The organism is Streptomyces sp. NBC_00440 (genome assembly GCF_036014215.1).
Classification (GTDB): Bacteria; Actinomycetota; Actinomycetes; order Streptomycetales; family Streptomycetaceae; genus Streptomyces.
In genome coordinates, this window is record NZ_CP107921.1 from 4,422,692 (window position 1) to 4,448,968 (window position 26,277).

23 protein-coding genes and 1 pseudogene are annotated in these 26,277 nt (G+C 71.6%); 14 read left to right on the top strand and 10 right to left on the bottom strand.

Annotated features, from left to right (window positions below):
* Positions 1-68: 68 nt before the first annotated feature.
* Positions 69-1,133 carry an NAD-dependent epimerase/dehydratase family protein gene (locus OHB13_RS20005; protein ID WP_328378013.1) on the top strand — a complete coding sequence of 355 codons (1,065 nt, stop codon included), beginning with the start codon at positions 69-71 and terminating at the stop codon, positions 1,131-1,133.
* Positions 1,134-1,306: 173 nt separating this feature from the next.
* Here the strand turns inward: OHB13_RS20005 and OHB13_RS20010 are convergent, their stop codons facing one another.
* Both OHB13_RS20010 and OHB13_RS20015 read right to left on the bottom strand, forming a co-directional pair.
* On the bottom strand, positions 1,307-2,485 hold the full coding sequence (locus tag OHB13_RS20010; protein WP_328380343.1) for a benzoate/H(+) symporter BenE family transporter: 1,179 nt from the start codon (positions 2,483-2,485) through the stop codon (positions 1,307-1,309).
* A gap of 218 nt (positions 2,486-2,703) precedes the next feature.
* A complete protein-coding gene (locus OHB13_RS20015) occupies positions 2,704-3,198 on the bottom strand; it encodes a PLP-dependent transferase (protein ID WP_328378014.1) in 495 nt (164 codons plus the stop codon).
* A gap of 98 nt (positions 3,199-3,296) precedes the next feature.
* Between OHB13_RS20015 and hemC the strand changes: the two genes are divergently transcribed.
* Entirely contained in the window at positions 3,297-4,241 is a 945-nt protein-coding gene (gene hemC / locus OHB13_RS20020; RefSeq protein ID WP_328378015.1) for a hydroxymethylbilane synthase, read from the top strand.
* Between the two features lie 141 nt (positions 4,242-4,382).
* Here the strand turns inward: hemC and OHB13_RS20025 are convergent, their stop codons facing one another.
* Positions 4,383-5,105: an SLATT domain-containing protein gene (locus OHB13_RS20025; protein ID WP_328378016.1), complete on the bottom strand. Its 723-nt coding sequence runs from the start codon at positions 5,103-5,105 to the stop codon at positions 4,383-4,385.
* A 626-nt stretch (positions 5,106-5,731) separates the two neighbouring features.
* On the opposite strand from OHB13_RS20025, the gene OHB13_RS20030 reads away from it, so the two are divergent.
* The 3 genes from OHB13_RS20030 (at position 5,732) to OHB13_RS20040 (ending at position 7,433) form a co-directional block, all read left to right on the top strand.
* Entirely contained in the window at positions 5,732-6,067 is a 336-nt protein-coding gene (locus OHB13_RS20030) for a YbaB/EbfC family nucleoid-associated protein (protein WP_164262774.1), read from the top strand.
* Positions 6,068-6,184: 117 nt separating this feature from the next.
* Positions 6,185-6,784, top strand: a complete 600-nt coding sequence (gene recR, locus OHB13_RS20035; protein ID WP_266854898.1) for a recombination mediator RecR — start codon at positions 6,185-6,187, stop codon at positions 6,782-6,784.
* Positions 6,777-7,433 (top strand): DUF5063 domain-containing protein, encoded by a 657-nt coding sequence (locus tag OHB13_RS20040; protein WP_328378017.1) that lies wholly within the window; start codon positions 6,777-6,779, stop codon positions 7,431-7,433. Before recR ends, OHB13_RS20040 begins: the two co-directional genes overlap by 8 nt.
* Positions 7,434-7,513: 80 nt before the next feature.
* Here the strand turns inward: OHB13_RS20040 and OHB13_RS20045 are convergent, their stop codons facing one another.
* Together OHB13_RS20045 and OHB13_RS20050 are read right to left on the bottom strand one after the other, a co-directional pair.
* Complete coding sequence (locus OHB13_RS20045) at positions 7,514-8,257, bottom strand: phytanoyl-CoA dioxygenase family protein (RefSeq protein ID WP_328378018.1); 744 nt, start codon at positions 8,255-8,257, stop codon at positions 7,514-7,516.
* 393 nt (positions 8,258-8,650) lie between these two features.
* On the bottom strand, positions 8,651-9,316 hold the full coding sequence (locus OHB13_RS20050; protein WP_328378019.1) for a hypothetical protein: 666 nt from the start codon (positions 9,314-9,316) through the stop codon (positions 8,651-8,653).
* 21 nt (positions 9,317-9,337) lie between these two features.
* On the opposite strand from OHB13_RS20050, the gene OHB13_RS20055 reads away from it, so the two are divergent.
* Both OHB13_RS20055 and OHB13_RS20060 read left to right on the top strand, forming a co-directional pair.
* Complete coding sequence (locus tag OHB13_RS20055) at positions 9,338-9,616, top strand: hypothetical protein (protein WP_266854893.1); 279 nt, start codon at positions 9,338-9,340, stop codon at positions 9,614-9,616.
* A 145-nt stretch (positions 9,617-9,761) separates the two neighbouring features.
* A complete protein-coding gene (locus OHB13_RS20060; protein ID WP_266854892.1) occupies positions 9,762-10,463 on the top strand; it encodes a class F sortase in 702 nt (233 codons plus the stop codon).
* A gap of 40 nt (positions 10,464-10,503) precedes the next feature.
* On the opposite strand, the gene OHB13_RS20065 is transcribed toward OHB13_RS20060, so the two are convergent.
* The gene (locus OHB13_RS20065) at positions 10,504-11,583 is read right to left on the bottom strand and encodes a zinc-binding alcohol dehydrogenase family protein (protein ID WP_328378020.1); all 1,080 of its coding nucleotides are present in this window, start codon (positions 11,581-11,583) and stop codon (positions 10,504-10,506) included.
* A gap of 250 nt (positions 11,584-11,833) precedes the next feature.
* Here OHB13_RS20065 and OHB13_RS20070 point away from each other — a divergent pair, with 250 nt between their 5' ends.
* From OHB13_RS20070 to OHB13_RS20090, 5 genes are all read left to right on the top strand, one after another.
* Positions 11,834-12,646 (top strand): helix-turn-helix transcriptional regulator, encoded by an 813-nt coding sequence (locus OHB13_RS20070; RefSeq protein ID WP_328380344.1) that lies wholly within the window; start codon positions 11,834-11,836, stop codon positions 12,644-12,646.
* Between the two features lie 195 nt (positions 12,647-12,841).
* Positions 12,842-14,125, top strand: coding sequence for an aspartate kinase (locus tag OHB13_RS20075; protein WP_266854884.1), 1,284 nt, complete (start codon positions 12,842-12,844; stop codon positions 14,123-14,125).
* The gene (locus OHB13_RS20080; RefSeq protein ID WP_328378021.1) at positions 14,122-15,210 is read left to right on the top strand and encodes an aspartate-semialdehyde dehydrogenase; all 1,089 of its coding nucleotides are present in this window, start codon (positions 14,122-14,124) and stop codon (positions 15,208-15,210) included. The genes OHB13_RS20075 and OHB13_RS20080 overlap by 4 nt, the downstream gene beginning before the upstream one ends.
* Positions 15,211-15,515: 305 nt before the next feature.
* Positions 15,516-16,172: a SigE family RNA polymerase sigma factor gene (locus OHB13_RS20085; RefSeq protein WP_401604863.1), complete on the top strand. Its 657-nt coding sequence runs from the start codon at positions 15,516-15,518 to the stop codon at positions 16,170-16,172.
* Positions 16,169-17,464 (top strand): hypothetical protein, encoded by a 1,296-nt coding sequence (locus OHB13_RS20090; protein WP_266854882.1) that lies wholly within the window; start codon positions 16,169-16,171, stop codon positions 17,462-17,464. The genes OHB13_RS20085 and OHB13_RS20090 overlap by 4 nt, the downstream gene beginning before the upstream one ends.
* A 52-nt stretch (positions 17,465-17,516) precedes the next feature.
* On the opposite strand, the gene OHB13_RS20095 is transcribed toward OHB13_RS20090, so the two are convergent.
* The 4 genes from OHB13_RS20095 to OHB13_RS20110 form a co-directional block, all read right to left on the bottom strand.
* Complete coding sequence (locus tag OHB13_RS20095; protein WP_266854881.1) at positions 17,517-18,356, bottom strand: SURF1 family protein; 840 nt, start codon at positions 18,354-18,356, stop codon at positions 17,517-17,519.
* 88 nt (positions 18,357-18,444) lie between these two features.
* On the bottom strand, positions 18,445-20,241 hold the full coding sequence (locus OHB13_RS20100; RefSeq protein ID WP_443062961.1) for a S9 family peptidase: 1,797 nt from the start codon (positions 20,239-20,241) through the stop codon (positions 18,445-18,447).
* A gap of 52 nt (positions 20,242-20,293) precedes the next feature.
* A complete protein-coding gene (locus OHB13_RS20105) occupies positions 20,294-21,592 on the bottom strand; it encodes an ArsB/NhaD family transporter (protein ID WP_328378023.1) in 1,299 nt (432 codons plus the stop codon).
* A 241-nt stretch (positions 21,593-21,833) separates the two neighbouring features.
* The gene (locus OHB13_RS20110) at positions 21,834-22,943 is read right to left on the bottom strand and encodes a PucR family transcriptional regulator (RefSeq protein WP_328378024.1); all 1,110 of its coding nucleotides are present in this window, start codon (positions 22,941-22,943) and stop codon (positions 21,834-21,836) included.
* 393 nt (positions 22,944-23,336) lie between these two features.
* Between OHB13_RS20110 and OHB13_RS20115 the strand changes: the two are divergent.
* Positions 23,337-23,957, top strand: a pseudogene (locus OHB13_RS20115) (hypothetical protein); the annotation flags it as partial.
* Between the two features lie 125 nt (positions 23,958-24,082).
* Positions 24,083-26,161 (top strand): flotillin family protein, encoded by a 2,079-nt coding sequence (locus OHB13_RS20120; RefSeq protein WP_328378025.1) that lies wholly within the window; start codon positions 24,083-24,085, stop codon positions 26,159-26,161.
* Positions 26,162-26,277 lie beyond the last annotated feature (116 nt).

The following is a 26,277-nucleotide window of genomic DNA, read 5'->3' on the forward strand; positions in this document are numbered from 1 at the left end:
ACCGCCGGCGCCTTCACCCGGCCGGGCTGACCATCGCCTTCAGCCCGGCCGGACGTACGCTTCAGGACATGCGTGTACTTGTCACTGGAGGCGCGGGTTTCATCGGCTCGCACATCGTCGCCGACCTGACCGCCCGGGGTCACGAACCGGTTGTGTTCGACGCCCTGTTGGCCGCTGCGCACCCCCAGCGGCCGTCCCCCACCGGCGCGGAGTGGATCGAGGCCGACGTCCGGGACAGGGCCGCGGTGGAGAAGGCCCTGCGCGGTGTGGACGCGGTCTGCCACCAGGCGGCGATGGTGGGGCTCGGCAAGCACTTCGCGGACGCGCCGGACTATGTGAGCTGCAACGACCTCGGTACCGCTGTGCTGCTCGCGGCCATGGAGAGCGCGGGCGTACGCGACCTGGTGCTTGCCGGGTCCATGGTGGTGTACGGGGAGGGCCGTTACGACTGCGCCCGGCACGGCGTCGTACGCCCGGGCCCGCGCTCGCCCGCCGATCTCGAAGCGGGCCGGTTCGAGCCCGTCTGCCCGCAGTGCGGCGACGACGTGGCGCCGGGCCTGGTCACCGAGGAGGCGCCGGTCGACCCGAGGAACGTGTACGCGACGACGAAGCTCGCCCAGGAGCATCTGGCCGCGGCGTGGGCGCGGGCGACCGGCGGCCGGGCGGTCGCGCTGCGCTACCACAACGTGTACGGGCCCGGAATGCCCCGGGACACCCCGTACGCGGGGGTGGCGTCCTTCTTCCGCTCGGCCCTGGCACGCGGCACGGCACCGGTCGTGTTCGAAGACGGCGGGCAGCGGCGGGACTTCGTCCATGTGCGGGACATCGCGTCCGCCAACACGGCGGCGCTGGAAGGAGTCCCGGGCCGCGCGGCCGGGGAGCTGCGCGCGTACAACGTGGGCAGCGGGGAACCGCACACGATCCTGGACATGGCACAGCAGCTCGCCACGGCGTACCCGGGGCCTGCCCCGCTGGTCACGGGGGAGTACCGGCTGGGGGACGTCCGCCACATCACCGCGTCCTCCGCGCGGATCCGGTCCGAACTGGGCTGGCTGCCTTCGGTGCCGTTCGCCGACGGGGTGGCGGAGTTCGCCCATGCGTCGATGCGGCCGTCGGCCGTGGCTCCGGTCTGAGGCACCGGTCTGAGGCACCGGCCAGGCCGCGGCGCCGCCTGCTCCGGTGTGCGCTCCGGTGCCCGCTTCCGGTGCCCGCTCCGGCGTGAGCCGGGCGTGGCAGAACCCCGTCCGGGCGTGGCAGAACCCCGTCCGGGCAGCTGCCGGACGGGGCACCGCCGTAAGGCCGCCGGTTACGCGGCCGCCACTGCCGCCTTCCGCCGGTAGGTCAGCACGAGGTGGGTGACGACCCCGAAGAGGAGCCCCCAGAACGCCGAGCCGATACCGAAGAGGGTGAGGCCCGAGGCCGTCGCGAGGAAGGTGATCAGGGCCGCCTCGCGGTCCTTCTCCTCCTTCACCGCGCCCGTGAGGCTCCCGGCCAGCGCCCCCAGCAGGGCCACTCCGGCGATCGCCGCCACCAGTTCCTTGGGCAGCCCGGCGAACAGGGCCACCAGCGCCGAGCCGAACGAGCCGACGATGAGGTAGAACGCCCCGCACGACACGCCCGCCACATACCGGCGCCGCGGGTCGCGGTGGGCCTCGGGGCCGGTGCAGATCGCGGCGGTGATCGCGGCCAGATTGATCGCGTGCGCACCGAACGGGGCCAGCACGGTGGAGACGGCGCCGGTCGAGCCGATCAGCAGCCGGTCCTCGGGCTCGTACCCGGAGGCGCTGAGCACCGCCATGCCCGGCGCGTTCTGCGAGGCGAGCGTCGCCAGGATCAGCGGCACCGCGATGCCGACGAGCGAGGCCGCCGAGAAGTGCGGTGTGGTGAACACCGGCCGTGCCAGCTCCAGTCCGCCGAGGTGGGCATGGAGCCGCGAACCGGCCGCGGTGGCGATCACCCCCGCGGCCAGGGCCGTCAGGACCGCGTAACGGGGCAGCCAGCGCTTCGCCAGCAGATAGCCGATCAGGACCGAACCGGCGATGTACGGGGCGGACTTGAGCGAGCTGAACGCCCCGGTGCCGAACGAGAACAGGATGCCCGCGAGCATCGCGGAGACGACCGCGCCCGGGATCTGCCGCATCAGCCATCCGAACACACCGGTCATCCCGACGAGCGCGATGACCACTCCGCTGACGAGGAAGGCCCCGATGGCCTCCGGGTACGAGTACGAGCCCAGGCTGGTGACCAGCAGCGCCGCACCCGGTGTGGACCAGGCCGTGATCACCGGCATCCTGGTCCACAGGCTCAGGCCGATGCAGGTGACACCGCTGCCGATGGAGATCGCCCAGACCCAGGAGCTGGTCTGCGCGGCGGTCAGATGCCCGTTGGACGCCGCCGAGAGGACGATGACCAGCGGTCCCGAGTACGACACGACGACCGCCACGAGTCCGGCCAGCACGGCGGACACCGAGGCGTCGCGGAACAGACCGGTGAACCGGCGGCCCGTGAACTGGCCCGGGGGACGGGCGGGTTCACCCGCGCCGCCGTCCGCTTCCTGTTCCTGCTCCGGGGTCTCCTGCTCCGGGGCTGTCTCCTGTGCCGGGGCCGTCTCCTGCTCCGGTAAGGGACCGGGCCCGGCGGCGTCCCCGGGCGGCGTGGGGCCCGCCGGTGGCGCGCCGTCGCGTGGGGTGGGGGTGGGGTGGCTCAATGGTCTTCCTTCACGGCCCGTTCCAGGGCCTGTTCGAGGTCGGCGACGAGGTCTGCCGGGTTCTCCAGACCGATGGACAGCCTCAGCATGTCCTTCGGCGAGGCGCTGTCCGGCCCTTCGAAGGTGTAACGGTGCTCGATCAGGCTCTCCACGCCGCCCAGCGAGGTGGCGCGGATGAAGAGTTCGCAGTACTTCGCCACGCGCAGCGAGGTCTGCCACTCTCCCGCCACATGCAGGGACAGCATCCCGCTGAATCCGCCGGTCATCTGGCGGGCCGCGATCCGGTGTCCGGGGTCCGACGGAAGGCCCGGGTAGGTGACCCTCCTGATCAGCGGGTGGCCGTCGAAGTGCTCGGCGACGGTCATCGCGGTGGCCGAGATCTGGCGCATCCGGGGGAAGAGCGTACGCATCCCGCGCACCAGCAGATACGTCTCCAGCGGGCCGAGTATGGGCCCGGTCAGCCTGCGGTGCAGCCGCAGCCGTTCCCACACCGCCTCGCGGGCCGTGCCATGCCGACCCCGTGTCTGTATGAGCGCCCCTCCGCGCGTCCTAGCCTGACGGCACCCCGTCAGCTTGGAGAGTGATCACCGTGGCGCAGTACCTCGTCGGCTCGCGCGCGAGCAATCTGGCCAAAGCTCAGGTCCGCGGATATCTGAAGCCCCTGCGGGAGCGGTATCCCGACGTCTCCTTCACCCACCGGGTGATCCTCGAAGGGGGCGACAAGGACCGCACGTCGCGGATGTCCAGTGTGAGCGCCGCCAGCGGTGGTTCTGCCTTCAGCACTGAGCAGGAAGCGGCCCTGGTCCGGGGGGACGTGGACGTCGTCGTTCACTCGCTCAAGGACCTTCCCACGGCGAATCCGCCCGGACTCGTCCTGCTGCCCCCGCCGGCGCGCGAGGACGTGCGGGACGCGCTCTGCGGCTCCACCCTCGCGGGGCTCCGGAAGGGGGCCCGCGTGGGTACCGGTGCGCCGCGCCGTATCGCCCAACTGCTCGCCGTGCGGCCCGATCTCGAACTGGTGCCGATCCGGGGGAACGTCCCGCCCCGGCTGAAGAAGATCGAAACGATGGGCCTGGACGCCGTGGTCCTCGCCGCCGCGGGGATCCACCGGCTCGGCCTCGGGGACGCGATCGGTGAACTGCTGCCGCTCGACCGGTTTCCGCCGAGCCCCGGCCAGGGAGCGCTGGGGATCCAGGTGCGTGAGGACAACACGGCTCTGCGCGAGATCCTCGCCACCGCGGGCGACCTCACCGTGGACGCGGCCGTACGGGCGGAGCGCTCCCTGCTCGCCGAGCTGCACGGGGGTTGCAGCGTCCCGGTGGGCGCGTATGCCGAACGCCTTCCGGACGGCAGCCTCGTGCTGTCCGGCCAGGTGACGTCACTGGACGGCACCGAGCAGATCTCGGCGACGCTCACGGGCTCGGTCACGGAACCGGAGAAGCTCGGAGCCGCCCTGGCCGCTCTGCTCGTCGACCAGGGCGCGCTGCCCCTGCTCGACGCGGTGCGGGCCGCCACGGCCGGCGGCGGCGCCTGATCTTCCGGGCGCCGCGCGCCGACTGCGCCGCGCGCCGACCACGGCGCGCGGGCGACTGCGGCGCGCGGGCGACTGCGGCGCGCGGGCGACTGCGGCGAACGCGGTCACCGCGCGGGCGACCCGGGCACCGCGCCGTCGTGGTTACCGCGACGGCGATTCCGGTGGGCGCTGGCGCGGCATGTTCGGGCGTACGCCCATCGCCGGCACCGCGCGGCCCACGGACATCGGCTCGCCGCCGCCGCGTGCTTCTCCGGGGCCCCGCACCGATACGGGCACCGCGCCGCCCGTACGGAATCCGACCATCCACTCCGCCGTCTCACCCCGTACGAGATCCGTCACGTCGTCCGAGAACCTGCGCAGCACGCCCAGGCAGCGTTCGGTCGCCTCGCTCGCCGTGCCCTCCGCCGGGCCGAGCACCTCGCGGACGCTCTCCGAAGCCCAGTCGAACTGGAGCACCTGGAGCCGCCGCTGCACCGCCTGCGCCGTCGCCACGTCGCGCATCCAGCCGGCGGTCAGCCCGAACCAGCGGTCGCCCGCCGCGCACGCCACTCCGGCCAGCAGCGCCGGATAGCCCCACTCCGCCGCACCGTGCAGACCGGCCGCCAGATCGAGCAGCGGCAGTAACGCCCCCACGAGCGCACCCCCGGCCGATCCCGCCCGCAGGGCCCGCGCCCCCCGGCGCTTCCAGGCCCGGTCGGCCAGATACCAGCCCGCGGTCCGCAGCGCGGCCGACTCCACCCACCGGTACAGCTCGTCCAGGCGCTCGACGGGCTCACCCCAGTCGCCCGCCGGAAACGGTTCACCGGTCAGGTCCGCACCCGGACCGGCGAGGGCGCCCGTGCCTGTGTCCGTGCCCGTGTCCATGCCCGGATCCTCGGCTGTGTCCGTATCCGTGTGCGGACCGGCCGCGTGATCAGGCTCCGTCCCCGGGGCGGAGGCCCCCGTGTCCGGCCCCGTATCCGCCCGGGGGCCCGCGCCGGGGCCGCCCCCGGGCCGTACGGCGTCCTCCTCGGGCTGCGGCATCTCCGGCTGGCCCACCAGGCTTCTCCCCTCCGTCACGTACGGTGCGCGCGTGCCTACCGGGCCGCGCCGGACCGTGCTGGACCGTGCTGGACACCGGCCGCTGGGCACCGGCCGTACCGAACGCTGCTGATGCGAGTGCCCTTCATACCGCCGAATGGTGGGCGATGGCGCCGTTATGCCAGGGTTTACGACTGTAAGCGGGCTGTGATCAGGTATATGAGCCGTCGTACTCTCACCCGAAAGAGTTGGTCCTCACGGCGGAGGGCGGGCCGCCCGGGGACCACGTAGGCTCGTTTTACCGGCTGAGGAGCATCGGAAAGGCCCGGAGCACCCCCGCCGGAACGTTGCGGCAACGCGGCGGAAAGCAGCAAGTACCCCATGGGTATGCAGTGAGCAAGCAGTGGAAACGCGGCAGGAGCACAGTCCTGGCGCAGTCGGAATGTCGTCGAACAGCCTCGGAGTGACCCGTGATTCCCGGTGGTGGCCAGCCCAATATGCAGCAGCTGCTTCAGCAGGCCCAGAAGATGCAGCAGGATCTCGCGCAGGCTCAGGAGGAACTGGCACGGACCGAGGTCGACGGCCAGGCGGGCGGCGGTCTGGTCAAGGCCACCGTCACCGGCTCCGGTGAACTGCGCGGCCTGGTGATCGACCCCAAGGCCGTCGATCCCGAGGACACGGAGACCCTGGCGGACCTGATCGTCGCCGCGGTCCACGCCGCCAACGAGAACGCTTCGGCGCTCCAGCAGCAGAAGCTCGGCCCGCTCGCCCAGGGGCTCGGCGGTATGCCGGGTCTCGGTATCTGAGGCGTGCGGGGCGTCGCGTGACGCGAGAGCTTCCGAAGGTCTTCACGCTCCCGAGGTTCTAACGGAACCTCGCACCAACTACCGTACGTTCCACAGCAGAACGAAAGAGGCGCTCCGTTGTACGAAGGCGTGGTCCAGGACCTCATCGACGAATTGGGCAGGCTGCCCGGCGTCGGTCCCAAGAGCGCGCAGCGGATCGCCTTCCACATCCTCCAGGCCGAGCCCACCGACGTGCGCCGCCTGGCGCACTCGCTGCTCGAAGTGAAGGACAAGGTCCGGTTCTGCGGGGTGTGCGGCAACGTCGCGCAGGCCGAGCTCTGCGGGATCTGCCGGGACACCCGCCGCGACCAGACGGTCATCTGTGTCGTCGAGGAGCCGAAGGATGTCGTGGCAGTCGAGCGGACCCGTGAGTTCCGGGGCCGCTACCACGTGCTCGGCGGCGCCATCAGCCCCATCGAGGGCGTCGGCCCGGACGATCTGCGGATCCGGGAACTGCTGGCCAGGCTCGCGGACGGCGCCGTCACTGAGCTGATCCTGGCGACCGACCCGAATCTGGAGGGCGAGGCCACGGCGACGTACCTCGCGCGCATGATCAAACCCATGGGTTTGAAGGTCACCCGCCTGGCGAGTGGTCTTCCTGTTGGTGGAGATCTGGAATACGCGGACGAGGTCACGCTCGGTCGTGCCTTTGAGGGGAGACGACTACTCGATGTCTGACGCAACGCTGAACAAGGTCACGGAAGACCCGAACGACTTCGACGTCCAGATCGCCGACCAGGTCGAGTCCTTCATCGTCGCCGTCACCGAGGTGGCCAAGGGCGACGAGCCGGACAGCGCGGTGCCCTTCCTGCTGCTGGAGATCTCCCAGCTCCTCCTGGCCGGCGGGCGCCTCGGCGCGCACGAGGACATCCTCCCGGCCGACCGGTACGAGCCCGACCTCGGCCCGGAACCCGATGCCGACGACCTGCGGGAGCGCTTCGCGCAGCTCCTGGAGCCGGTCGACGTGTACTCCGAGGTGTTCGACCCGTACGAGCCGCGCAAGGCCCCCGTGGCCTGCCGTATCAGCGACGACCTCGCGGACATCCTCACGGACCTCCGCCACGGTATGGCCCACTACCGCGCGGGCCGGACCACCGAGGCGATGTGGTGGTGGCAGTTCTCGTACTTCTCCAACTGGGGCTCCACCGCGGCGGCCGCGCTGCGCGCACTCCAGTCCCTGGTCGCCCACGTCCGTCTCGACCAGCCGCTCCCGGCTCTCGACGGACTGGACACGGACCAGGACCTGAGCGAGGAGACGCTGGCCGAGGAGGCGGGCCGGGTCATGGCAGAGGAGATCGGGGCTCCGCTGGGGCTTCCGTCGGTCTGATCCCGGGCTGAGCGGTGAGCGCCGGGTGCTGAGGGCTGAGTCCTGAGTGCCGAATGCGGCTGCCGTGCCGCCGGGCCGGATCAGGCGGCGGTGCGTACGGCGTCGTAGTCGAGCCAGGGGTCCTGCAGGAACTCCCGCCAGCGGGGGTCGTGCCCGGTGCGCTTCACCCGGAAGTAGACGGCGCGCCGGACCGCCCGGGAGGTGTTGCCGCCGATGTTGTGGCCCAGCAGATAGTGCGCCAGGAGCAGATCCCCGGCCCGGCCTCGGATCTGCTCCGGCTCGGGGAGCGGGATCGGCGGGTAGCCGCCCGCCGCGAGGAACGCGTCGGGGCCGTGCTCGCGGAAGTACGCCGCATGTGTCAGGTGGGTGCCGGGCCACACCCAGAGATTGCCGGCGTCCTCGTCGAGCTGGTCGGACATCAGCACCCCGGCGAGCAGCGTGAAGGTGCCCGGCCGCCCGTCCGGTTCGGCGGGGAAGCCGTCGAGGTGGTGCATACCGGGCTGCTGCGGGTATGGCGGGATGTTGAGCACGGCCTGCACCTGGCCGGGCGCTTCCAGCGTGCCGGGGCCGGTCAGGGACTCGGCCAGGGACCAGGCGGGGCTGCCGGTCAGCAGCGCGGCGAGGGCCGGAACGCGCTCGGCGGCGGGGAAGTAGTTGTGCGGTCCGCGTACATCGGGGCCGGGCGGACGGCGTTCTGCCATCCGGTCGATGACCCGCGTCCCGGCGGCCACCAGCTCTCCGGGAACGGCTCGCGGGATCAGCAGGAATCCGCGCTGCGCGAACTCGGCCACCTGTGCCTGGCTCAGTCGTATGTCATCCGGCATGGGGGCCAAGCTAGTTCGGCCCCCGCGGCAGGGGCGACCGAATTTCGCGGGCGGTGCGGGGCGCTGACGACCCGGCCACGGCGCCGGGGGTCTCGGCGAACATCAGCGCCGGATGCACGGGGGTGCTCTCCCTCTCGCTCACCCGTGTCCCTACCTCATCGCGGCGGCGCCGCTGGGGTACGACGTGCCGTCCATCGGGTGAATATCGGCCGGTCCTGAACTCATTGAGCCCATGGCTTCACTCGGATGCCCCGGTCTCCAGTGGCGGGGCGTCAGATTCCTGCTGATGGTGAGGACGTCGCTTCTGCGAATCGATGAGCCGACGGAGTGTCAGCCTTCGCAGTCGTGGCGAAAGGAATCGTCTCAATGCGCACTGCCCGTACCTTGCTCGCGTCAGCTGCTGTGACTGCCGCCCTTGCCTTCTCCGCTCCCGCCGCGTACGCCCTGACGACGGCCGGCGCGCCGGCCTCGGACAGCGGCGCCTCCTCCAGTAGCGACCATGACACCCCCGGCAACAGCGACGGCAGCGGCCGTGGCGACCACGGCCATGACCACGGGCAGGGTGACCACGACCACGGGGACCACGGCGACCACCACGGTGACCACGACCACGGTGACCACCACGGTGACCACGACCACGGCCGCCCGCACGGCGGGATGCGTACGGGCGGTGGCGCTCTCGCCATGACTCCGGCGGTGAGCAGGGGCGATGACGGCGGCGACGCGTACGGGGACGACGGTCACGGGGATGACGGCCACGGGCAGGGTGACCACGACCACGGGGACCACGGCGACCACCACGGTGACCACGACCACGGTGACCACCACGGTGACCACGACCACGGCCGCCCGCACGGCGGGATGCGTACGGGCGGTGGCGCTCTCGCCATGACTCCGGCGGTGAGCAGGGGCGATGACGGCGGCGACGCGTACGGGGACGACGGGCACGGGGATGACGGCCACGGGCAGGGTGACCACGACCACGGGGACCACGGCGACCACGACCACGGTGACCACCACGGTGACCACGACCACGGCCGCCCGCACGGCGGGATGCACACCGGCGGTGGCGCCCTCGCCATGAACACGGCGCTGACCACGGGTGACGACGGCAGCTCGTCCTCCGGCATGGACGAGGACGGCTCCTGGAAGGACGGCTCCTGGAACGACCAGGACGGCTGGAACAACGACGACGGTGGCCGTGACCACCGGCCGCACGGCGGTATGCACACCGGTGGTGGCGGCCTCGCGACCAACAGCGGAGTGGCCGCCGGTTCGGTGCTGCTCCTCGGCGGCGTCGGCGCGGGCATCTACCTGGTCCGCCGCCGTCGCAACGCCTCGGGCCTGTCGATGGCCTGACCGCCACACCGCTTGCAGATCCGGCGTTGACGAGGCCACCGCCCCGAGGGGCGGTGGCCGCAACGGTTGTGCGCCGCACCCGCACCACAACACCCCCCGCCCCACCTTTTCCGCCGCCCCCCCCGCGCCCGAAAGGCATCACCCGATGGCCGCTGAGAAGCTTCCCCAGCCGAAGCCTTCCGTCCCGTCCCCGAAGAACGTTGTGCGACCCCTCCACCGCGTACTGCTGTGGCCTGTCGCGGCAGCGGGCGTGGGCGCTCTCCTGCTCTGCAACTCCTTCGGAATCGGGTTCGGAAACCCGGCGGGCGACGCCAAGGTGCAGTCCGCGGCCGCGGCCTCCGCGACCCCCCGGACACCCCTGCCCGCAGCCGCGGCCCCGCTGCCCCGCTCCGAACCGACGAGGCTGACGATCCCGACGATCGCGGTCGACGCACCGTTCACGCCGCTGGACCTCGACACATCCGGCAAGCTCAACCCGCCGCCCGCGGACAACACCAACATGGTCGGCTGGTACCGGGGCGGCGCCACTCCCGGAGAGCGCGGCGCGGCGATCGTCGCGGGCCACGTCGACACGAAGACCGGCCCGGCGGTGTTCCTGCTGCTGCGGACCCTCAAACGGGGAAACGAGGTGGACATCGCCAGGAAGGACGGCACGGTCGCCACGTTCAAGGTCGACTCCGTGGAGACGTTCAGCAAGGCCGACTTCCCCGACAAACGTGTCTACGGCGACACCCCCGACGCCCAGCTCCGCCTGATCACCTGCGGCGGCGAGTACAACAGGGCGGCCCAGGACTACGAGGACAACGTGGTCGTCTTCGCCCACCTCGACTCGTTCAAGGGGGCCTGAGGGGCGGCCTGTTGACGCCACCCGTACCGGGGGGCCGTCCTCACGGCCTGATCACCGTGAGCCGGAACCGCCCCTTTTCATCCGCCGCATGAGCCACCGCCTCGTTCGCGTCGTCCAGGGCGAAGTCCGTGACCGTGAAGTGGTTCAGGTCCAGGAGGCCCGAGTGGATCAGGGCGGTCAGCCGGGGGACTGCTTCGCGGGAGCACAGCCACTGGCCCCTGACCGTGATGCTGTTGCGCATCAACCACGGGTACGGCAGGCCGAGGTCGTCGCCGCCCCCCATACCGACGCCGCCCATCAGGACGACCCTGCCGAACTCGCGAACCGTCATCGCCGCGGCCCGGACCGGCGCCGTCCCGGCCTGGGGCGGCAGCAGGTCGATGACGCAGTCGATCCCACCCGGGGCCGCGCGCTTCATCCGTTCGCGGTCCTCGTCCCCGTCGCCGGTGAGCCGTACGGGGCGGACCCGGGGGCCGAAGCGCTCGGCCAGGTCGGCCAGGGCCTTCTCGTTGCGGCCGGGCGCGACCACGCAGCCCGCCCCCATGGCCAGCGCCACGGCGACGGCGGCGCTGCCGAAGTTCCCGGTTGCGCCGCTCACCAGGAGCGTCTCGCCCGCGCGCAGGTCCGCCGCGAGGAGACCGCCGTACGGCACGAGGAGCAGGTGCAGAGCGGCCCACCGTCCGGCGTCCGCAGGGTCGAGCGGGCCGATGGGGGCGGCGTTCTCCGTCGGGATGCGGATCTGCTCGGCGAAGGCGCCGTCGTGGAAGTACCGCTGGAGGAGCAGGCCGCCGTCGCCGCGGGCGCTCAGTCCCTGCAGCGTGATGTCGGGGGTCGGCACGCCGTCGCGTGCGCGGACGATGGGGTCGCAGAGGACCCAGTCGCCCACGGAGAGCCGGGTGGCGTCGGGTCCCACCGCATGTACCCGGCCGATCGCCCCGGCGCCCGGCACCACCGGCAGGTCGAGCAGATAGCCCCGCTCGCCGCTGAACACCTCGCCGGCATAGGGCAGTACGCCCGCTGCCACGACGTCGACGATCACCTCGCCGGTCCCGAGCACCGGGTCGGGGAGGGTCTCGATGGCCAGGGGTGATCCGAATGCCTTCAGGACTGCGGCCTTCATCGCGGTACTCCTTCTTGTCCTTGTACGGGGTGCGCGGTGCGCTGCACGGGGGGCGTGCGCGTGGTGCGCGTGGTGCGCTGCGCGTGGTGCGGGCCTTGTGCCGGTGCCAGCTTCACCAGGCCTCGCGGTCGTATCCAGGACCGGCGCGATCCTAGGATTGGCGACTCCCTGGCAACTTCCCGGCGACTTCCTGGGAGTTCGCCGGCCAACCACCGGCGGGGGCAGCGTGGGTGAGGAGATTGGTGTGTCCATGGCGTCCATGGCGGATACGGTCCCCGGCGGGCTCGGCGACTTCCTGCGGTCGCGGCGCGAGCGGCTGAGCCCCGAGGCGGTGGGGCTCGCGAGCGGGGGGCGGCGCCGGACACCCGGGCTGCGGCGTGAGGAGGTGGCAGAACTCGCGGACATCGGCGTCGACTGGTACGTCCGGCTGGAGCAGGGGCGGGCGGTCAGTCCCTCGGCCGCCACCGTCGACTCGCTGGCCCGTGCGCTGCGTCTCGGCCCGGCCGAACACGCCCATCTGCGCACCCTGGCCGGACAGTCCGGCCGCCGCGGTTTCGCCCGTGAGACCGTGCCGGACGCGATCCGGCGGCTGGTCGCCGGTCTCGGTCAGCCCGCCTATGTCACGGGCCGCCGCTGGGACGTCCTGGCCTGGAACGCCGCCGCGGCGGACACCTTCACCGATTTCGCCCGGCTGGCCGACCCGGACCGCAATGTCCTCGTCTATCTGCTGACCGACCCGGACGCCCGGCGCCTCTTCGGGCCCGCCTGGCCGGACGAGGCGCGGCGCGTGGTGGGCCAGTTCCGGGCGGCGCACGACGTATGGGCCGGCGATCCGGCCTTTCTCGGCCTCGCCGAGCGCCTCCGGCGGGGCAGTGCGGAGTTCGCCGCCTGGTGGGAGGAGCACGACATCCGTACCGGCGGTGAGGCGGGACAGAAGGTTCTGCACCATCCCCGGCGGGGTCTGCTCCGCTTCGAGTACGCGACCTTCCAGGCGAACGACGACCCTGCGCTGCGGCTCACGGTCTGCACACCGGTCGACGGCCAGGCCGCCACTCCGGAGTGACCCGCACGGGTGTGACGCGCCCCACGTTCCGAGTGTCCTGGTTGATCCCGGGCAGGCATTCTCACCGAGCGGCCGTGCCACCAGACGGTGATCATTGAGTGAGCGGGACATCTCACGATCTGATACATACGGGGTGTCGTGCGGCCGCTCGTTAGACTGAGCCGACCGCAGAAATGACTGGATCGAGGAGCGCACGTGGGCCTTGTCGTGCAGAAGTACGGAGGCTCCTCCGTAGCCGATGCCGAAGGCATCAAGCGGGTTGCCAAGCGAATCGTCGACGCCAAGAAGAGTGGCAACCAGGTGGTTGTCGTGGTGTCAGCGATGGGCGACACGACGGACGAGTTGATCGATCTTGCCGGGCAGGTGTCGCCGATTCCTGCCGGGCGGGAGTTCGACATGCTGCTGACCGCCGGAGAGCGGATCTCCATGGCCCTGCTGGCCATGGCGATCAAAAACCTGGGCCACGACGCCCAGTCGTTCACGGGAAGCCAGGCCGGTGTCATCACCGACTCGGTCCACAACAAAGCGCGGATCATCGATGTCACGCCGGGGCGGATCCGTACCGCTCTCGACGAGGGCAACGTGGCCATCGTCGCCGGTTTCCAGGGTGTGTCGCAGGACAAGAAGGACATCACCACCCTCGGCCGCGGCGGTTCGGACACGACTGCCGTCGCACTCGCGGCGGCCCTCGACGCCGAGGTCTGCGAGATCTACACGGACGTGGACGGTGTCTTCACCGCCGACCCCCGGGTCGTCAAGAAGGCCCGGAAGATCGACCGGATCTCCTTCGAGGACATGCTGGAGCTCGCCAGCTCCGGTTCCAAGGTGCTGCTGCACCGCTGCGTGGAGTACGCACGCCGCTATGACATCCCGATCCATGTCAGGTCCTCGTTCTCGGGGCTCCAGGGCACATGGGTCAGCAACGAAGCACGAGTCGAAGCACAAGGGGAACCGACAGTGGAGCAGGCCATCATCTCCGGTGTCGCGCACGACACCTCCGAGGCGAAGATCACGGTCGTCGGTGTGCCCGACAAGCCGGGTGAGGCCGCCGCGATCTTCCGCGCCATCGCGAACAGCCAGGTCAACATCGACATGGTCGTGCAGAACGTCTCCGCGGCCTCGACCGGTCTGACCGACATCTCCTTCACGCTCCCCAAGGACGAGGGCCGCAAGGCCGTCGACGCGCTGGAGAAGTCGAAGCCGGTCGTCGGCTTCGATTCACTGCGCTACGACGACCAGATCGCCAAGATCTCCCTGGTCGGCGCCGGCATGAAGACCAACCCCGGCGTCACCGCGACCTTCTTCGAGGCGCTCTCGGACGCCGGCGTGAACATCGAGCTGATCTCGACGTCCGAGATCCGCATCTCGGTGGTCACCCGTGCGGATGAGGTCAACGAGGCCGTGCGCGCCGTGCACACCGCCTTCGGTCTCGACAGCGACTCCGACGAGGCAGTCGTCTATGGGGGCACCGGGCGATGACCGGCACCGGCCTCCGGGCAGGAGGCCGTAAGCCTGCACTCGCGGTCGTGGGAGCGACCGGGGCCGTGGGCACCGTGCTGCTCCAGATGCTGTCGCAGCACGCCGACATCTGGGGCGACATCAGACTCATCGCCTCCCCGCGCAAGGCCGGCCGCAAGCTGGTCGTGCGCGGGGAGGAGTCCGAAGTGCTCCCCCTCACCGAGGAAGCCTTCGAGGGCGTCCAGGTCGCGCTCTTCGTCGTCCCCGACGACGTCGCGCGCGAGTGGGCGCCCGTCGCCGCGTCCAAGGGCGTGGTGGTCGTGGACAGCTCCGGCGCCTTCCGGATGGACCCGGACGTGCCGCTCGTGGTGCCCGAGGTCAATCCGCACGCCGTACGGCTCAGGCCGCGCGGCATCATCGCGTCCCCGCACTGCACCACGCTCGCGATGATCGTCGCGGTCGGTGCGCTGCACGCCGAGTTCGGGCTGCGTGAGCTGGTCGTCTCGACGTACCAGGCGGTGAGCGGCGAGGGGCGCCCCGGTGTGGAGGCCCTGCGCAGCCAGACCGCGCTCGTCGCCGGTACGGAGCTGGGGACGCACCCCGGCGACGTACGCCGGGCCGTGGGCGACGACACCGGGCCCTTCGCGGCCCCCATCGCGCTCAACGTGGTGCCCTGGTCCGGCTCGCCCGCCGCCGACGGCTGGTCGTCCGAGGAGCTGATGCTCCGCGCCGAGACCCGCAAGATCCTGGACCGGCCCGCGCTTCCGGTGGTGGCGACGTGCGTACGGGTTCCGGTCGTCACCACGCACTCCCTCTCCGTGCACGCGCGCTTCGAGAACGAGCTGACGCTGGGGCGGGCGCACGAGATCCTGGCGACCGCGCCCGGTGTGGTGCTCTTCGACGACCCGGACGCGGGGGACTTCCCGACCCCGGCCGACGCGGTGGGCACGGATCCGGCCTGGGTGGGGCGCGTACGGCGGTCGCTGGACGATCCGCAGGCACTCGACCTCTTCGTCTGCGCCGACAACCTCCGCAAGGGGGCCGCGCTCAACGCCGCTCAGATCGCGGAGGCCGTGGCGGCCGAGCTGTGGGTGCCGGAGGCCTGATCCGGGATCAGGCGCCCCCGCGTCCCGTCACTGATCCTTTGTAGGATCTGTGTGTGCCCTGTGAGCAAGACGTGCGTCTGAACCACTTGTACTGAGGCTCGCGCCTGTTACACGATTCAGTCTCCCGAGCGTCTGCAACCGCAGTCGGGGCGGGTGCGTCTTTGGGGAGAGGCTCCTTCCTGCGCAAGATGCCGTGGAAAAAGGGGCATTGGGGGAGATCGGGTACGCATGAGGGCATTGGCCGCATCGTCAAAGGCGATGCCATACGCGTACAACCCTGGCGGGGGGAAGCGTGTCCAACTGGCGTGGCAGAGGTTCTCGATATTGCAGCGGTGTCAGGACGGGGCGGAGTGGTCCGCCCGCTCCGACGACCGCGCGTGCCCGGCGGAATGCCGGTGATAGCGCCCGTGCCGACCACCCGCCCCAGCGCCGTCGCGTCCGGCGAGGGCGCTGACGACTCCATGGCCGCCGGTACCACCGTCGATCACCTCACCGAGACCTACCGCGCCCACTACCGGTCGCTGCTGGGGCTCGCGGCGCTCCTTCTCGACGACACGGCCTCCTGCGAGGACGTCGTCCAGGAGGCATTCATCCGCGTCCACTCGGCACGCAAACGGGTCAGGGACCCCGAGAAGACGCTCGCGTATCTGCGCCAGACCGTGGTGAACCTGTCCCGGTCCGCGCTGCGCAGGCGCATCCTCGGGCTGAAGCTCCTCTCCAAGCCGATGCCGGACATGGCGAGCGCGGAGGAGGGTGCGTACGACCTCCTGGAGCGCGACGCGCTCAAGAAGGCCATGCGCAACCTCCAGCGCCGCCAGCGCGAGGTCCTGGTGCTCCGTTACTTCGGTGACATGACGGAGGCGCAGGTGGCCGACGCGCTGGGGATATCGCTGGGTTCGGTGAAGGCGTACGGTTCGCGCGGCATCGCCGCGCTGCGGGTGGCCATGGAGGCACCGGCATGAGCGAGAAGAATCGATTCGGGCGGTACGGCCGGGACCACGACGCGAACGGCGCGGACGACGCGAACGGCGCGGACAACGGAAGCGACACGGACAACGGAAGCGGCGCAGACGGCGGGCAGGACGGCTCCGACAGGCCCCAGGGCCCTCGCACGCCCGACGAGTGGGACATGCCCGCCGAGTGGCGCAAGCGGTACGGCGGGCCCATCCGGTCCGTGGACAACCAGGCGGGGAACGGAATGCAGAACGACGGTTCCGACGACGCTGTTGACGGCCTCGACGAGGACGAACTCGAACTGCGCAGGATGATGCACGGCGCCGTACGGGGACTCACCCCGTCCGATGACGCGCTCGACCAGTTGCGCAGGGCCGTACCCGCGCGCCGGGCCCGGCGGCGGCAGATCGTCGTCGGCACGGCCGCGGCCGCGCTGCTCGTCGGGACCGCGATCCCGGCCTTCATCCATGTCGCAGGTGCGGGTGACGGGGTCACGAACAGCCCCGCGATGGCGGGACAGGGTCACCGCACGCCCGGCGGCCCGGACGCCACGGCCCCCGACGGCGGCAAGAAGGGCAAGGGCAAGGCGTCCGACGACAGCGGCCACGATGGCCGGGACGGAAAGAAGGGCGCGGCGAAGGGGTCCGGGAGCGGCAGCCACGGCGGTTCTGACGGCGGGGCCACCGACCCGTCCGGCAAGGCGCTCGACACGCTGCCGGCCTGCGCGGCCCAGCAGCTCGGGGTCACATCGGCGGCCACCGGCGCACCGAACGCCGACGGCACGGTCTACGGAACCTTCCGGGTCTCCAACGTCTCGCACAGCCAGTGCGCGGTCAGCGACGCCGGCACCGTCAACTTCCAGGCGCTGGGCGCGGCCGACGCGGCCCGCATCACCGTGGTCGACCACACGTCGGGTGACGCGGCGGCCGGTCTGCCCGACCCTTCGCAGGACGCGACCGGTCTGGTCCTCGGCCCGTCCCAGGCGTACGAGGTGAAGTTCGCCTGGGTGCCGACCGAGACCTGTCCCACCGGAGGCGGCGCCACCCCCGACCCGACCCCGTCGGGAGGCTCCGCCGGCACCGGAGGATCGGCGGGCTCGGCGGGAACGGGAGACGGCGGCCCGCCGGCCGACGGCGGCGGCCCGGACAGCACCCCCCAGCTCGGCAGCGGTGAGGGTACGTCGGACGGCAGCGTGGCCGTGGTGCACGAGGCGGAGCCGGGCGTACCGGCCGCGGAGGCGACCATCCCCAACGCGTGCGCGGGGACGATCTACCGCACCGGGCTGCTGACCGCGCCGTGACGGGCCGCTGCCCCGGCTCCGTAGCGCCCTCTTAGCAGCCCGGCTCCAGGCCCTACCGGCGGCCGGACACCTCCGGAGTGGCCGCCGCGTCGGACGACGCCACTCCGGCTTCCGCGGTCACCGCCGCGGTGGCCGGCTCCACGTCCTCGGGTGTGATCCCCAGCTCCAGGTCCCTGAGTGCCTCGGCCTCGCGCCTGGCCAGCCGGAACCACATGAAGACCACGAAGCCCGCGAAGACGAACCACTCGCCGGTGTAGCCGAGGTTCTGGAAGGACTGCAGGTCGAGCCCGCTGTTCTGCGGCGCCGCCGCCGGCACGGGCTTCAGACCAGGGGAGGCGCGCGGCAGGGTGATCCACGCGTCGTACACGGGGTACGACACGACGTTCACCAGAGAGGCCGCGCTGATGACCCCGATCTGGCCGGCCGGCAGCCCGGCCCCGGTGTACGCGCCGTCGGTCCCGCTGTTCTCGGAGGGCTGGAGCGAACCGGTGACCTTGACATCGCCCTTCGGCGCCGCGGGCGCCTTCGCACCGTGCGGCAGCCAGCCGCGCACCACGGGCAGTGCCTTGCCGCCGTCGGTGCGGAGCAGGGTCAGGACGTACGACCCCTCCTTGCCGTCCACGACCCGGTCCGGCACCAGGAACTGCTCGCCGTACTTACCGGTCGCGCCGGCCTGCCGCCCGGACGTGTCGAGGTTCACGGGCAGCAGGGAGTCGAGCGGCGCCGACGCCTGACGGGCCGGGTCGGGCTTGTGCTCGTCTGTCCGGTGGGTGGCCACCCGGGCCTCGAACCTGCTCAGCTGCCAGGACCCCATGAAGATGCAGAAGGGGATGGCGAGCAGGGCGAAGACGGTGATCCCCAGCCAGCGGGGTGTCAGCAGGAACCGGTACACATCTCTTACGGTACGGGGCGCGGTTCAGGGCCGGTGCCCCGGACCCCGCCCCGTACGTTCCGTCCCGGACCCCGCCCCGTACGGCCTGCTACTTCTTCACATGCCGCTCCGCGAAGTCGAGCTCCAGGCGGACCTGCTTGATCCGCTCCTCCACCACAAGCGAGCCGTGGCCCGCGTCGTACCGGTACACCTCGTGGACCGCCCCGCGGCCGGCCAGCCGGGCCACGTAGTTCTCGACCTGCCGGATCGGGCAGCGCGGATCGTTCACGCCCGCCGAGATGTAGACCGGCGCCCGCACCGCGTCCACATATGTCAGCGGCGACGAAGCGGCGAACCGCTCGGGCACGGTCTCCGGAGTGCCGCCGAGCAGCGTCCGGTCCATCGCCTTCAGCCCCTCCATCTCGTCGTGGTACGCCGTGACGTAGTCCGCGACCGGCACCGCCGCCAGCCCCGCCGCCCACGCGTCCGGCTGGGTGCCGAGCCCGAGCAGCGTCAGATAGCCGCCCCAGGAGCCGCCCGCCAGGATCAGCCGGGCCGGGTCGGCGAGGCCCGACGAGACCGCCCAGGCGCGGACGGCGCCGATGTCCTCCAGCTCGATCAGCCCGACCCGGTGCTTGAGCGCGTCGGTCCAGGCCCGGCCGTAGCCGGTCGAGCCCCGGTAGTTGACCCGTACGACCGCGTAGCCGTGGTCGACCCAGGCCGCCGGGCCCGAGGCGAACGCGTCGCTGTCGTGCCAGGTCGGGCCGCCGTGGATCTCGAAGACCGTGGGGAACGGGCCGTCCCCCGCGGGCTGCTGCACCAGCGCGTGGATCCGGCCGCCCGGACCCTCCACCCAGACGTCCCGCACCGGCACGGACTCCGGTGCCTTCATGCCGGGCGGGTCGAGCACGACCGCGCCCGACGTGGAGCGCACGACCGGCGGCAGCGCGGCCGACGACCACAGGTATTCGACCGTGCCGTCGGGCCTGGCGGTCGCGCCGGACACCGAACCGGCCGGGGTCTCGACGCGGACGAGCTGCCCGGTGGCCAGTTCGTACCGCCACATCTCGCTGCGCGCCTCGAAGCTGTGCACGACCAGCAGCGCGGACCCGTCCGGATACCACTCGGCGCTGACGTCGCCCGGCAGCTCGATCGCCGGGGCGGTCTCGGTGCCGGCCGCCACGTCCCACACCATCGGCTCCCAGCGGCCCCGCCGCTGGTGCCCGACGAGCAGCCGGGTGTCCCCGGCGACCGGCGCGAACCCGAGCACCTGGAGCCCCAGCTCCTCGGTGCCGCCCTTGGTGTCGTCAAGATCGGCGACCGTGGACCCGTCGGTGCGGACCACCCGCAGCGCGGAGTGCATCGCGTCGCCGTGCTCGGTGTGCTCCAGCGCGATGAGCGTCCCGTCGTACGAGAGGTCGCCGACCCCGGCGGACTCCCGGTGCCGGTAGATCTCGACCGGATCGGCGCCGGGCCGTACGACGTGGACCGTCGAGCCGTCCTCGTCCGTCGACCGGCCGACCACGGCGGTGCCGTCCCGGCCGATCCCCAGACCGCCCGGGTAGGAGGGCTCAAGGCCGGGGGTGGCGGGTTCGTCGGGTCCGCCGCCGAAGGGCTGGCGCATCCAGACCCCGAACTCGTCCCCGTCGGTGTCGCTGAACCACCACAGCCACTCGCCGTCGGGCGAGAGAGTCCCGTCGGTCGTGCCTTGCGGCCGGTCGGTGGCCTGGCGCTGCTCGCCGCTCGTACGGTCCCAGGCGTACAGCTCGTACGTGCCGGTCGCGTTGGAGACGAAGAGCGAGCGGTCCGGGGCGTCCTCGGCCCAGTCGGGCAGCCCTACGCGCGGGGCCCGGAAGCGCTTCTCCCAGTCGGGCATGGACTTCTCGTCGTCACTCATGCGCCCCATTGTGGCCGCACGGCAGCGGCGGACCGGACCGGACGGCCGGGCCACCGGTCCCTCACCCCAGTACGAAGTACCGCAGCCAGATGTACCCCGCCGACAGCGCCAGGGTGGCCGCCGTGACCACCAGGCCGTAGCGGGTGAACTGCCAGAAAGAGATGGGGGTGCCGTTGCGCTCCGCTATGCCGAGGACCACGACGTTCGCGCTGGCGCCGATCGCCGTGGCGTTGCCGCCGAGGTCCGCGCCGAGTGTCAGTGCCCACCACATCACGTGGTCGCTGCCGCCGCCCACGCTGTGCACGAGGCCCGCGGTGATGGGGGCCATCGTCGCGACGTAGGGGATGTTGTCGACCACCCCCGACAGCACCCCGGACGCCCCGAGCAGCAGCATCGAGCCGCCGAGTTCCCGGCCGCCCACCGCGTGCGAGAGCGCCGTGGAGACCTCGCCGACGACACCGGTGCCGATGAGCGCCCCGATCATCACGAAGAGGCCCGCGAAGAAGGCCAGCGTCGGCCACTCGACCTCGGCGAGCACCTCGCCCGTGCGGACCGTCGAGACGGCGACGAGCAGCCCCGCCCCGAGGAGTGCGACGACGCTCGGTGCGTAGTGCAGCACCGGATGGAGGATGAATCCGACGATGACCAGGGTGAGCACGGCCAGACCCTGGCCGAGCAGGCGCGGGTCGCGGATCGCGTCCCGCTCGTTCAGCTCCATCACCCGGGCGGCGCGCTCCGCGTCGTACGTGAACGCCCCGCGGAACAGGAACCGGCACACTCCGATCAGTACGGCCGTCAACAGCACGGCCAGCGGCGCGAGATGGACCAGGAAGTCGTTGAAGGTCAGCCCGGCCCGCCCGGCGATGATGATGTTGGGCGGGTCGCCGACGAGGGTGGCGATGCCGCCGATGTTGGACGCGAAGACCTCGGTGATCAGGAACGGCGCGACGGCCAGCGCGAGCCGTTCGCAGACCAGCAGGGTGACCGGGGCGATCAGCAGGACGGTGGTGACGTTGTCCAGCAGCGCCGAGGCCAGTGCGGTGATCGCCACCAGCATGGCCAGCACCCGGAACGGTCTGCCCCGCGCGCGTTTCACCGACCAGATCGCCAGGTACTCGAAGACGCCGGTCCGCTTCAGCACACCGACGATCACCATCATGCCGAGCAGCAGGAAGATGACGTTCCAGTCGATGCCGGTGTCCTGCGAGAAGAAGGCAGCCCCGTCGTCGGTCGCCCCGAGCGCCAGCATGAGCCCGGCACCGCCGAGCGCGGCGGCGACCCGGTGGACCTTCTCGCTGATGATCAGCACATAGGTGCCGGCGAAGACGGCGACGGCCGCCCAGGCATGCCAGTCACTCACAGATAACTCACAGCTCACTCACAGACAGCTCGCAGGCAGCTCGCGGATTTTCCAACCGGCCGGTCCCGCGGGACGTTCAGCGGCGGCAGCCCCAGGTCCGGGGCGTAGGCACGCGCCGGGCCGGCCCGGCGTGCCTCGGGGAACGCTACGGCCGTGCCGTGCCGCGACGACAGGTCCGGGCCCCGCAGAACGGGACAGAAGAACGCTGCCGGGAGCAGGCATTGAGCGGCCGGACCTGCGGTCAGATCTCCTGGGCCGGCCAGTTGAGCAGCCGGGCGCCGATGACCGCGGTCTGGAGTGTGTAACGGTGGCCGGGATCGGCCGGGTTGGCGCCCGTCAGCTGGCGGATCCGCTCCAGCCGGTAGGTGAGCGCCCGTACGCTCAGGGACATCCGGCGGGCGGCCTCGGCCGCCACGCAGCCCGCGTCGAAGTAGTGGCTGAGCGTCGAGACGAGCGGCTGCGCGCCGCCCCGGGCCTGCTGGAGCGGGCCGAGCGCGCTGTGCACCAGATCGACCAGGGCCTCCCGGTCACGGGTGAGCACCGGGTAGACGAGCAGGTCGGCGGCGCGCAGCAGCGGGCCCTCCAGGTCCATCCTGGCCGCGAGTTCCAGGGCGTTGAGCGCCTCCTCGTAGCTGTGCACGATGCCGCCCGAGCCCGGGTGCGGGCGGCCTATCGCGACCTGTACGCCGTCGTCGGCGGTGGCCGCGTACGCCTGCTTGGCGAAGTACGTCAGGACGTCGTCCTGGTCGCCGGGGGCGATGCAGATCAGCCGGCCGTCCTTCGTGGTCAGCAGGATGCTGCGGTTGCCGAACCGGCTGAAGAGGGCCAGCTCCACGGTGCGGGTGGCGGCGGCGCCCTCGTCGTACGCGCCGGCGCACTGCGCGACCGCGACCGCGTGGGTACGGGACAGCCGCAGCCCGAACCGCTCGGCACGCTCGGCCAGCCGTCCCAGGTCGCTGCCCCCGTACAGCAGGTCGTCGATGAACTCCCGCCGCACGGCCTCCTCCTGGCGTACGGCCATGCGCTGGGCCCGCTCGTACCCCTCCGCGAACGCGTCGACGGCCAGCTCGACGGCGGTGAGCACCGTGCCCGCCGCGCTCCCGCTCACCGCGGCGGCCCCGGTGGGCCAGGCCGTACGGGCGGCCGCGAGATGCGCGGCGACCAGGGAGCGCAGCGAGTGGCCGTCCTCCGCCGCCTGCTCGCCGAAGGCGCGACGCGCGTCGAGTTCGGGCCGGGTCGGGCGCCGGCCGGTCGCCAGGACATCGGCCAGCAGGTGGGCGTACCCCTCCAGATATGCCCCGTATGTCCCATCTGTCCCGGGGTGCTTCTCGGATATGTCGGGCCCTGTCACGCGCTCTCCTGCTTCTGCCTGTCGTCCCGGCGGCGGTACGGCCGGGTCGTGTCCCGGCGGTGGTCCGCGTCCCGGCGGCGGTCCGGACGGCCGCCCGGCGGCCGCTCGGGCGGTGGTCGCGCCGCCGCACAGCGGCAAGAGTGACAGACCGCGACGGATGCCGGAAAGCTGCCGGGGCCGGAGGACGCGGCCCCGGCACCCGGCGACAGCGAACATTGCCGGGTTACGGCAATGCGGCGACGGGCGGAGTCCCTCCAGAATGGGCATTGCGGAAACGGGGGAGAGCGGACCGGTGCCGGGATACGGAAACGTATGCCCGGCGCCGGGGCCGCTCTGCACGGGGAAACCGCGGGGGAAACACGGGGGAGCAACGGGGGAAAAGGGGGCTGCCCGATGGATGAGTTCATGGGCGCCGCGCTGGGTTTTCCGGCGGTTCTCTTCGGTGCGGCGCTGTTGGTGGTCATCGCCTTCTGGCTGCTCGTACTGGTGGGGGCCGCCGAGCACGACGCCTTCCATCTGCACCTCGGCACGGGGGACACGGGCACGGCCGCTGCGGGGGGCAGCGGCGTGCCCGTCACCGTGCCGGTATCGCTCTTCACCCTCCTCGCCTGGTTCGCGAGTCTCGCGGGCTCGGTGCTGGTGCGCAGGGCCGAGCTGCCGGACGGGGTACGGACCGCGCTCGACGCCGCCGTGCTGGTCGCCGCGCTGCTGGCCGCCTGGATCGTGACGCGGTTCGCCGTCCGCCGGCTGCGCGCCCTCCTGCCCGCCCAACCACCGCCCTCCCGGCTGGACTTCGTCGGGCTCGTCTGCACCGTCCGCACCGGTTCGGTGACGACCGACTTCGGGCAGGCCGAGGTCGCGTCCGACGACGGCTCGACCGCCGTGGTCCAGGTCAGGGTCCAGGGCGACGACGTCCTGCGCGGGCTCCGGTCCGGTGACACCGCGCTGCTGTACGCCTACGACGAACCGGGCGAGTTCTTCTGGATCGCGCCGTTCGACGCGGCGCTCGATCCACGCGGCACCGGCTGAGCCCGCGCCCGGCGGCCCTCCCTCCCCAGTCTTCGGCCGGGGGACCCCCACTCGCGCTGCGCGCAGCCGCACCACAAGCCACCGTTCAAGACACCCTTCGAGGAATGTTCATGGATGCCATCTCCCTGGGCATCGGCGTGCTCGTCGCCGTTGTCCTGCTCATAGCCGTCGCACTCGTCCTGGTGCTCAGCAGGCTGTTCCGCAAGGTGGAGCAGGGCCGGGCACTGATCATCTCCAAGACGAAGAAGGTCGACGTCACCTTCACCGGTGCCGTGGTGCTGCCCGTGCTGCACAAGGCCGAGTACATGGACATCTCGGTGAAGATCATCGAGATCAGGCGGACCGGGCGCGAGGGCCTGATCTGTCAGGACAACATCCGGGCCGACATCCACATCTCGTTCTTCGTACGGGTCAACAAGACCGTCGAGGACGTCGCCAAGGTCGCCCAGGCGATCGGCACCCAGCGGGCCAGCGACAAGGCGGCCATCCAGGAGTTCTTCGCCGCCAAGTTCTCCGAGGCGCTCAAGACCGTGGGCAAGCAGCTGGACTTCGTGGACCTGTACACGAAGCGCGAGGAGTTCCGGGACCGGATCATCCGGGTCATCGGCACCGACCTCAACGGCTACCACCTGGACGACGCGGCCATCGACTTCCTGGAGCAGACGCCGATGGCGCAGCTCGACGGCGCCAACATCCTGGACGCCCAGGGCATCCGCAAGATCACCGAACTGACGGCCGTCGAGCACGTCCGCACCAACGAGTTCCAGCGCACCGAGCAGAAGGAGATCACCCGGCAGAACGTCGACGCCCGGGAGACCATCCTGGAGCTGGAGCGCCGGCAGGCCGAGGCGGAGATCAAGCAGAAGCGTGAGGTCGACACGCTGCGGGCCCGCGAGGAGGCGGTGACGGCCAAGGTCCAGGAGGAGGAACGCCTGGGCGCGCAGACCGCGTTCCTGCGCACCGAGGAGCAGCTCGGGGTGCAGCGCGAGAACCAGGCGCGCGAGATCGCCGTGGCGCAGAAGAACCGCGAGCGGGTCATCGCCGTCGAGAACGAGCGGATCGAGAAGGACCGGCTCCTCGAAGTCATCGGCCGTGAGCGCGAGACGCAGCTCTCGATGATCTCCCGGGACAAGGAGGTCGAGGCGGAGCGCCGCGAGGTGGCCGATGTGATCCGGGAGCGGATCGCGGTGGACCGTACGGTCGCCGAGCAGGAGGAGTCGATCAAGAAGCTGCGGATGGTCGAGGAGGCCGAGCGCACCCGGCAGGCCGTGATCATCGCGGCCGAGGCGGAGGCGCAGGAGCGGCTGGTCAAGGACATCAAGGCGGCCGAGGCCGCGGAGGCGGCGGCCACGCACCACGCGGCCGAGCAACTCACCCTGGCCGAGGCCCGGCTGAAGTCCGCTGACCTCGACGCGCAGGCCAAGCTGCGTCTCGCCGAGGCGATCCAGGCGGAGGCCGCCGCACCCGGACTGGCTGCTGTCCAGGTCCGCGACAAGGAGGCCGACGTCATCGAGAAGGCGGGCCGCGCCGAGGCGGAGGCCACCGAGGCCCGGCTCAGGGCCGAGGCGTCGGGGGCGCGTCTGAAGGCACTGGCCGCGGCGGAGGGCACCAGCGCCCAGGCCACCGCGGACGCCGCGATGATCGGCGAGAAGCTGAAGGCGGAGGCCGCGGGCCTCACCGAGAAGGCGGCGGCGATGGCCGCACTGGACGACGCGTCACGAGGACACGAGGAGTACCGGCTGCGGGTCGCGGCCGAGAAGGAGATCAGGCTGGCCGGGATCGACGTCCAGCGCCAGGTCGCGGAGGCGCAGGCCACGGTGCTCGCCACCGGCCTGGAGAACGCCGACATCAGCATCGTCGGCGGCGAGTCGGTCTTCTTCGACCGCCTGGTGTCGTCGATCTCGCTCGGCAAGGGTTTCGACGGTTTCATGGAGAACTCCAAGACGGCCCAGACGCTCGCCAAGCCGTGGCTGGACGGTTCGGCCAGCTTCCCGGAGGACCTGACGAAGATGCTCGGGTCGGTGTCGAGCGGTGGCGTACGGAATCTGACGGTGTCGGCGGTGCTGATGCAGCTGCTGAAGTCGGGGGGTGCGGAGGCGGGCCCGGTCCAGCAACTTCTGGACCAGGCAGCTCGGTTGGGGCTTTCGGATGTGCCGGTCGCTGCGCTGAACGGGGCGGCGAAGGTCTGAGGAGCGGGGGCGCTGCCCCCCTGGTCCTCAATCTCCCCCAGCCACCGCTGGGAGGTGCCCCCAGGACGGGCTTGATTGTGCCGCGATGCGTTGGGTGGTGCCGGACCCAACCATCC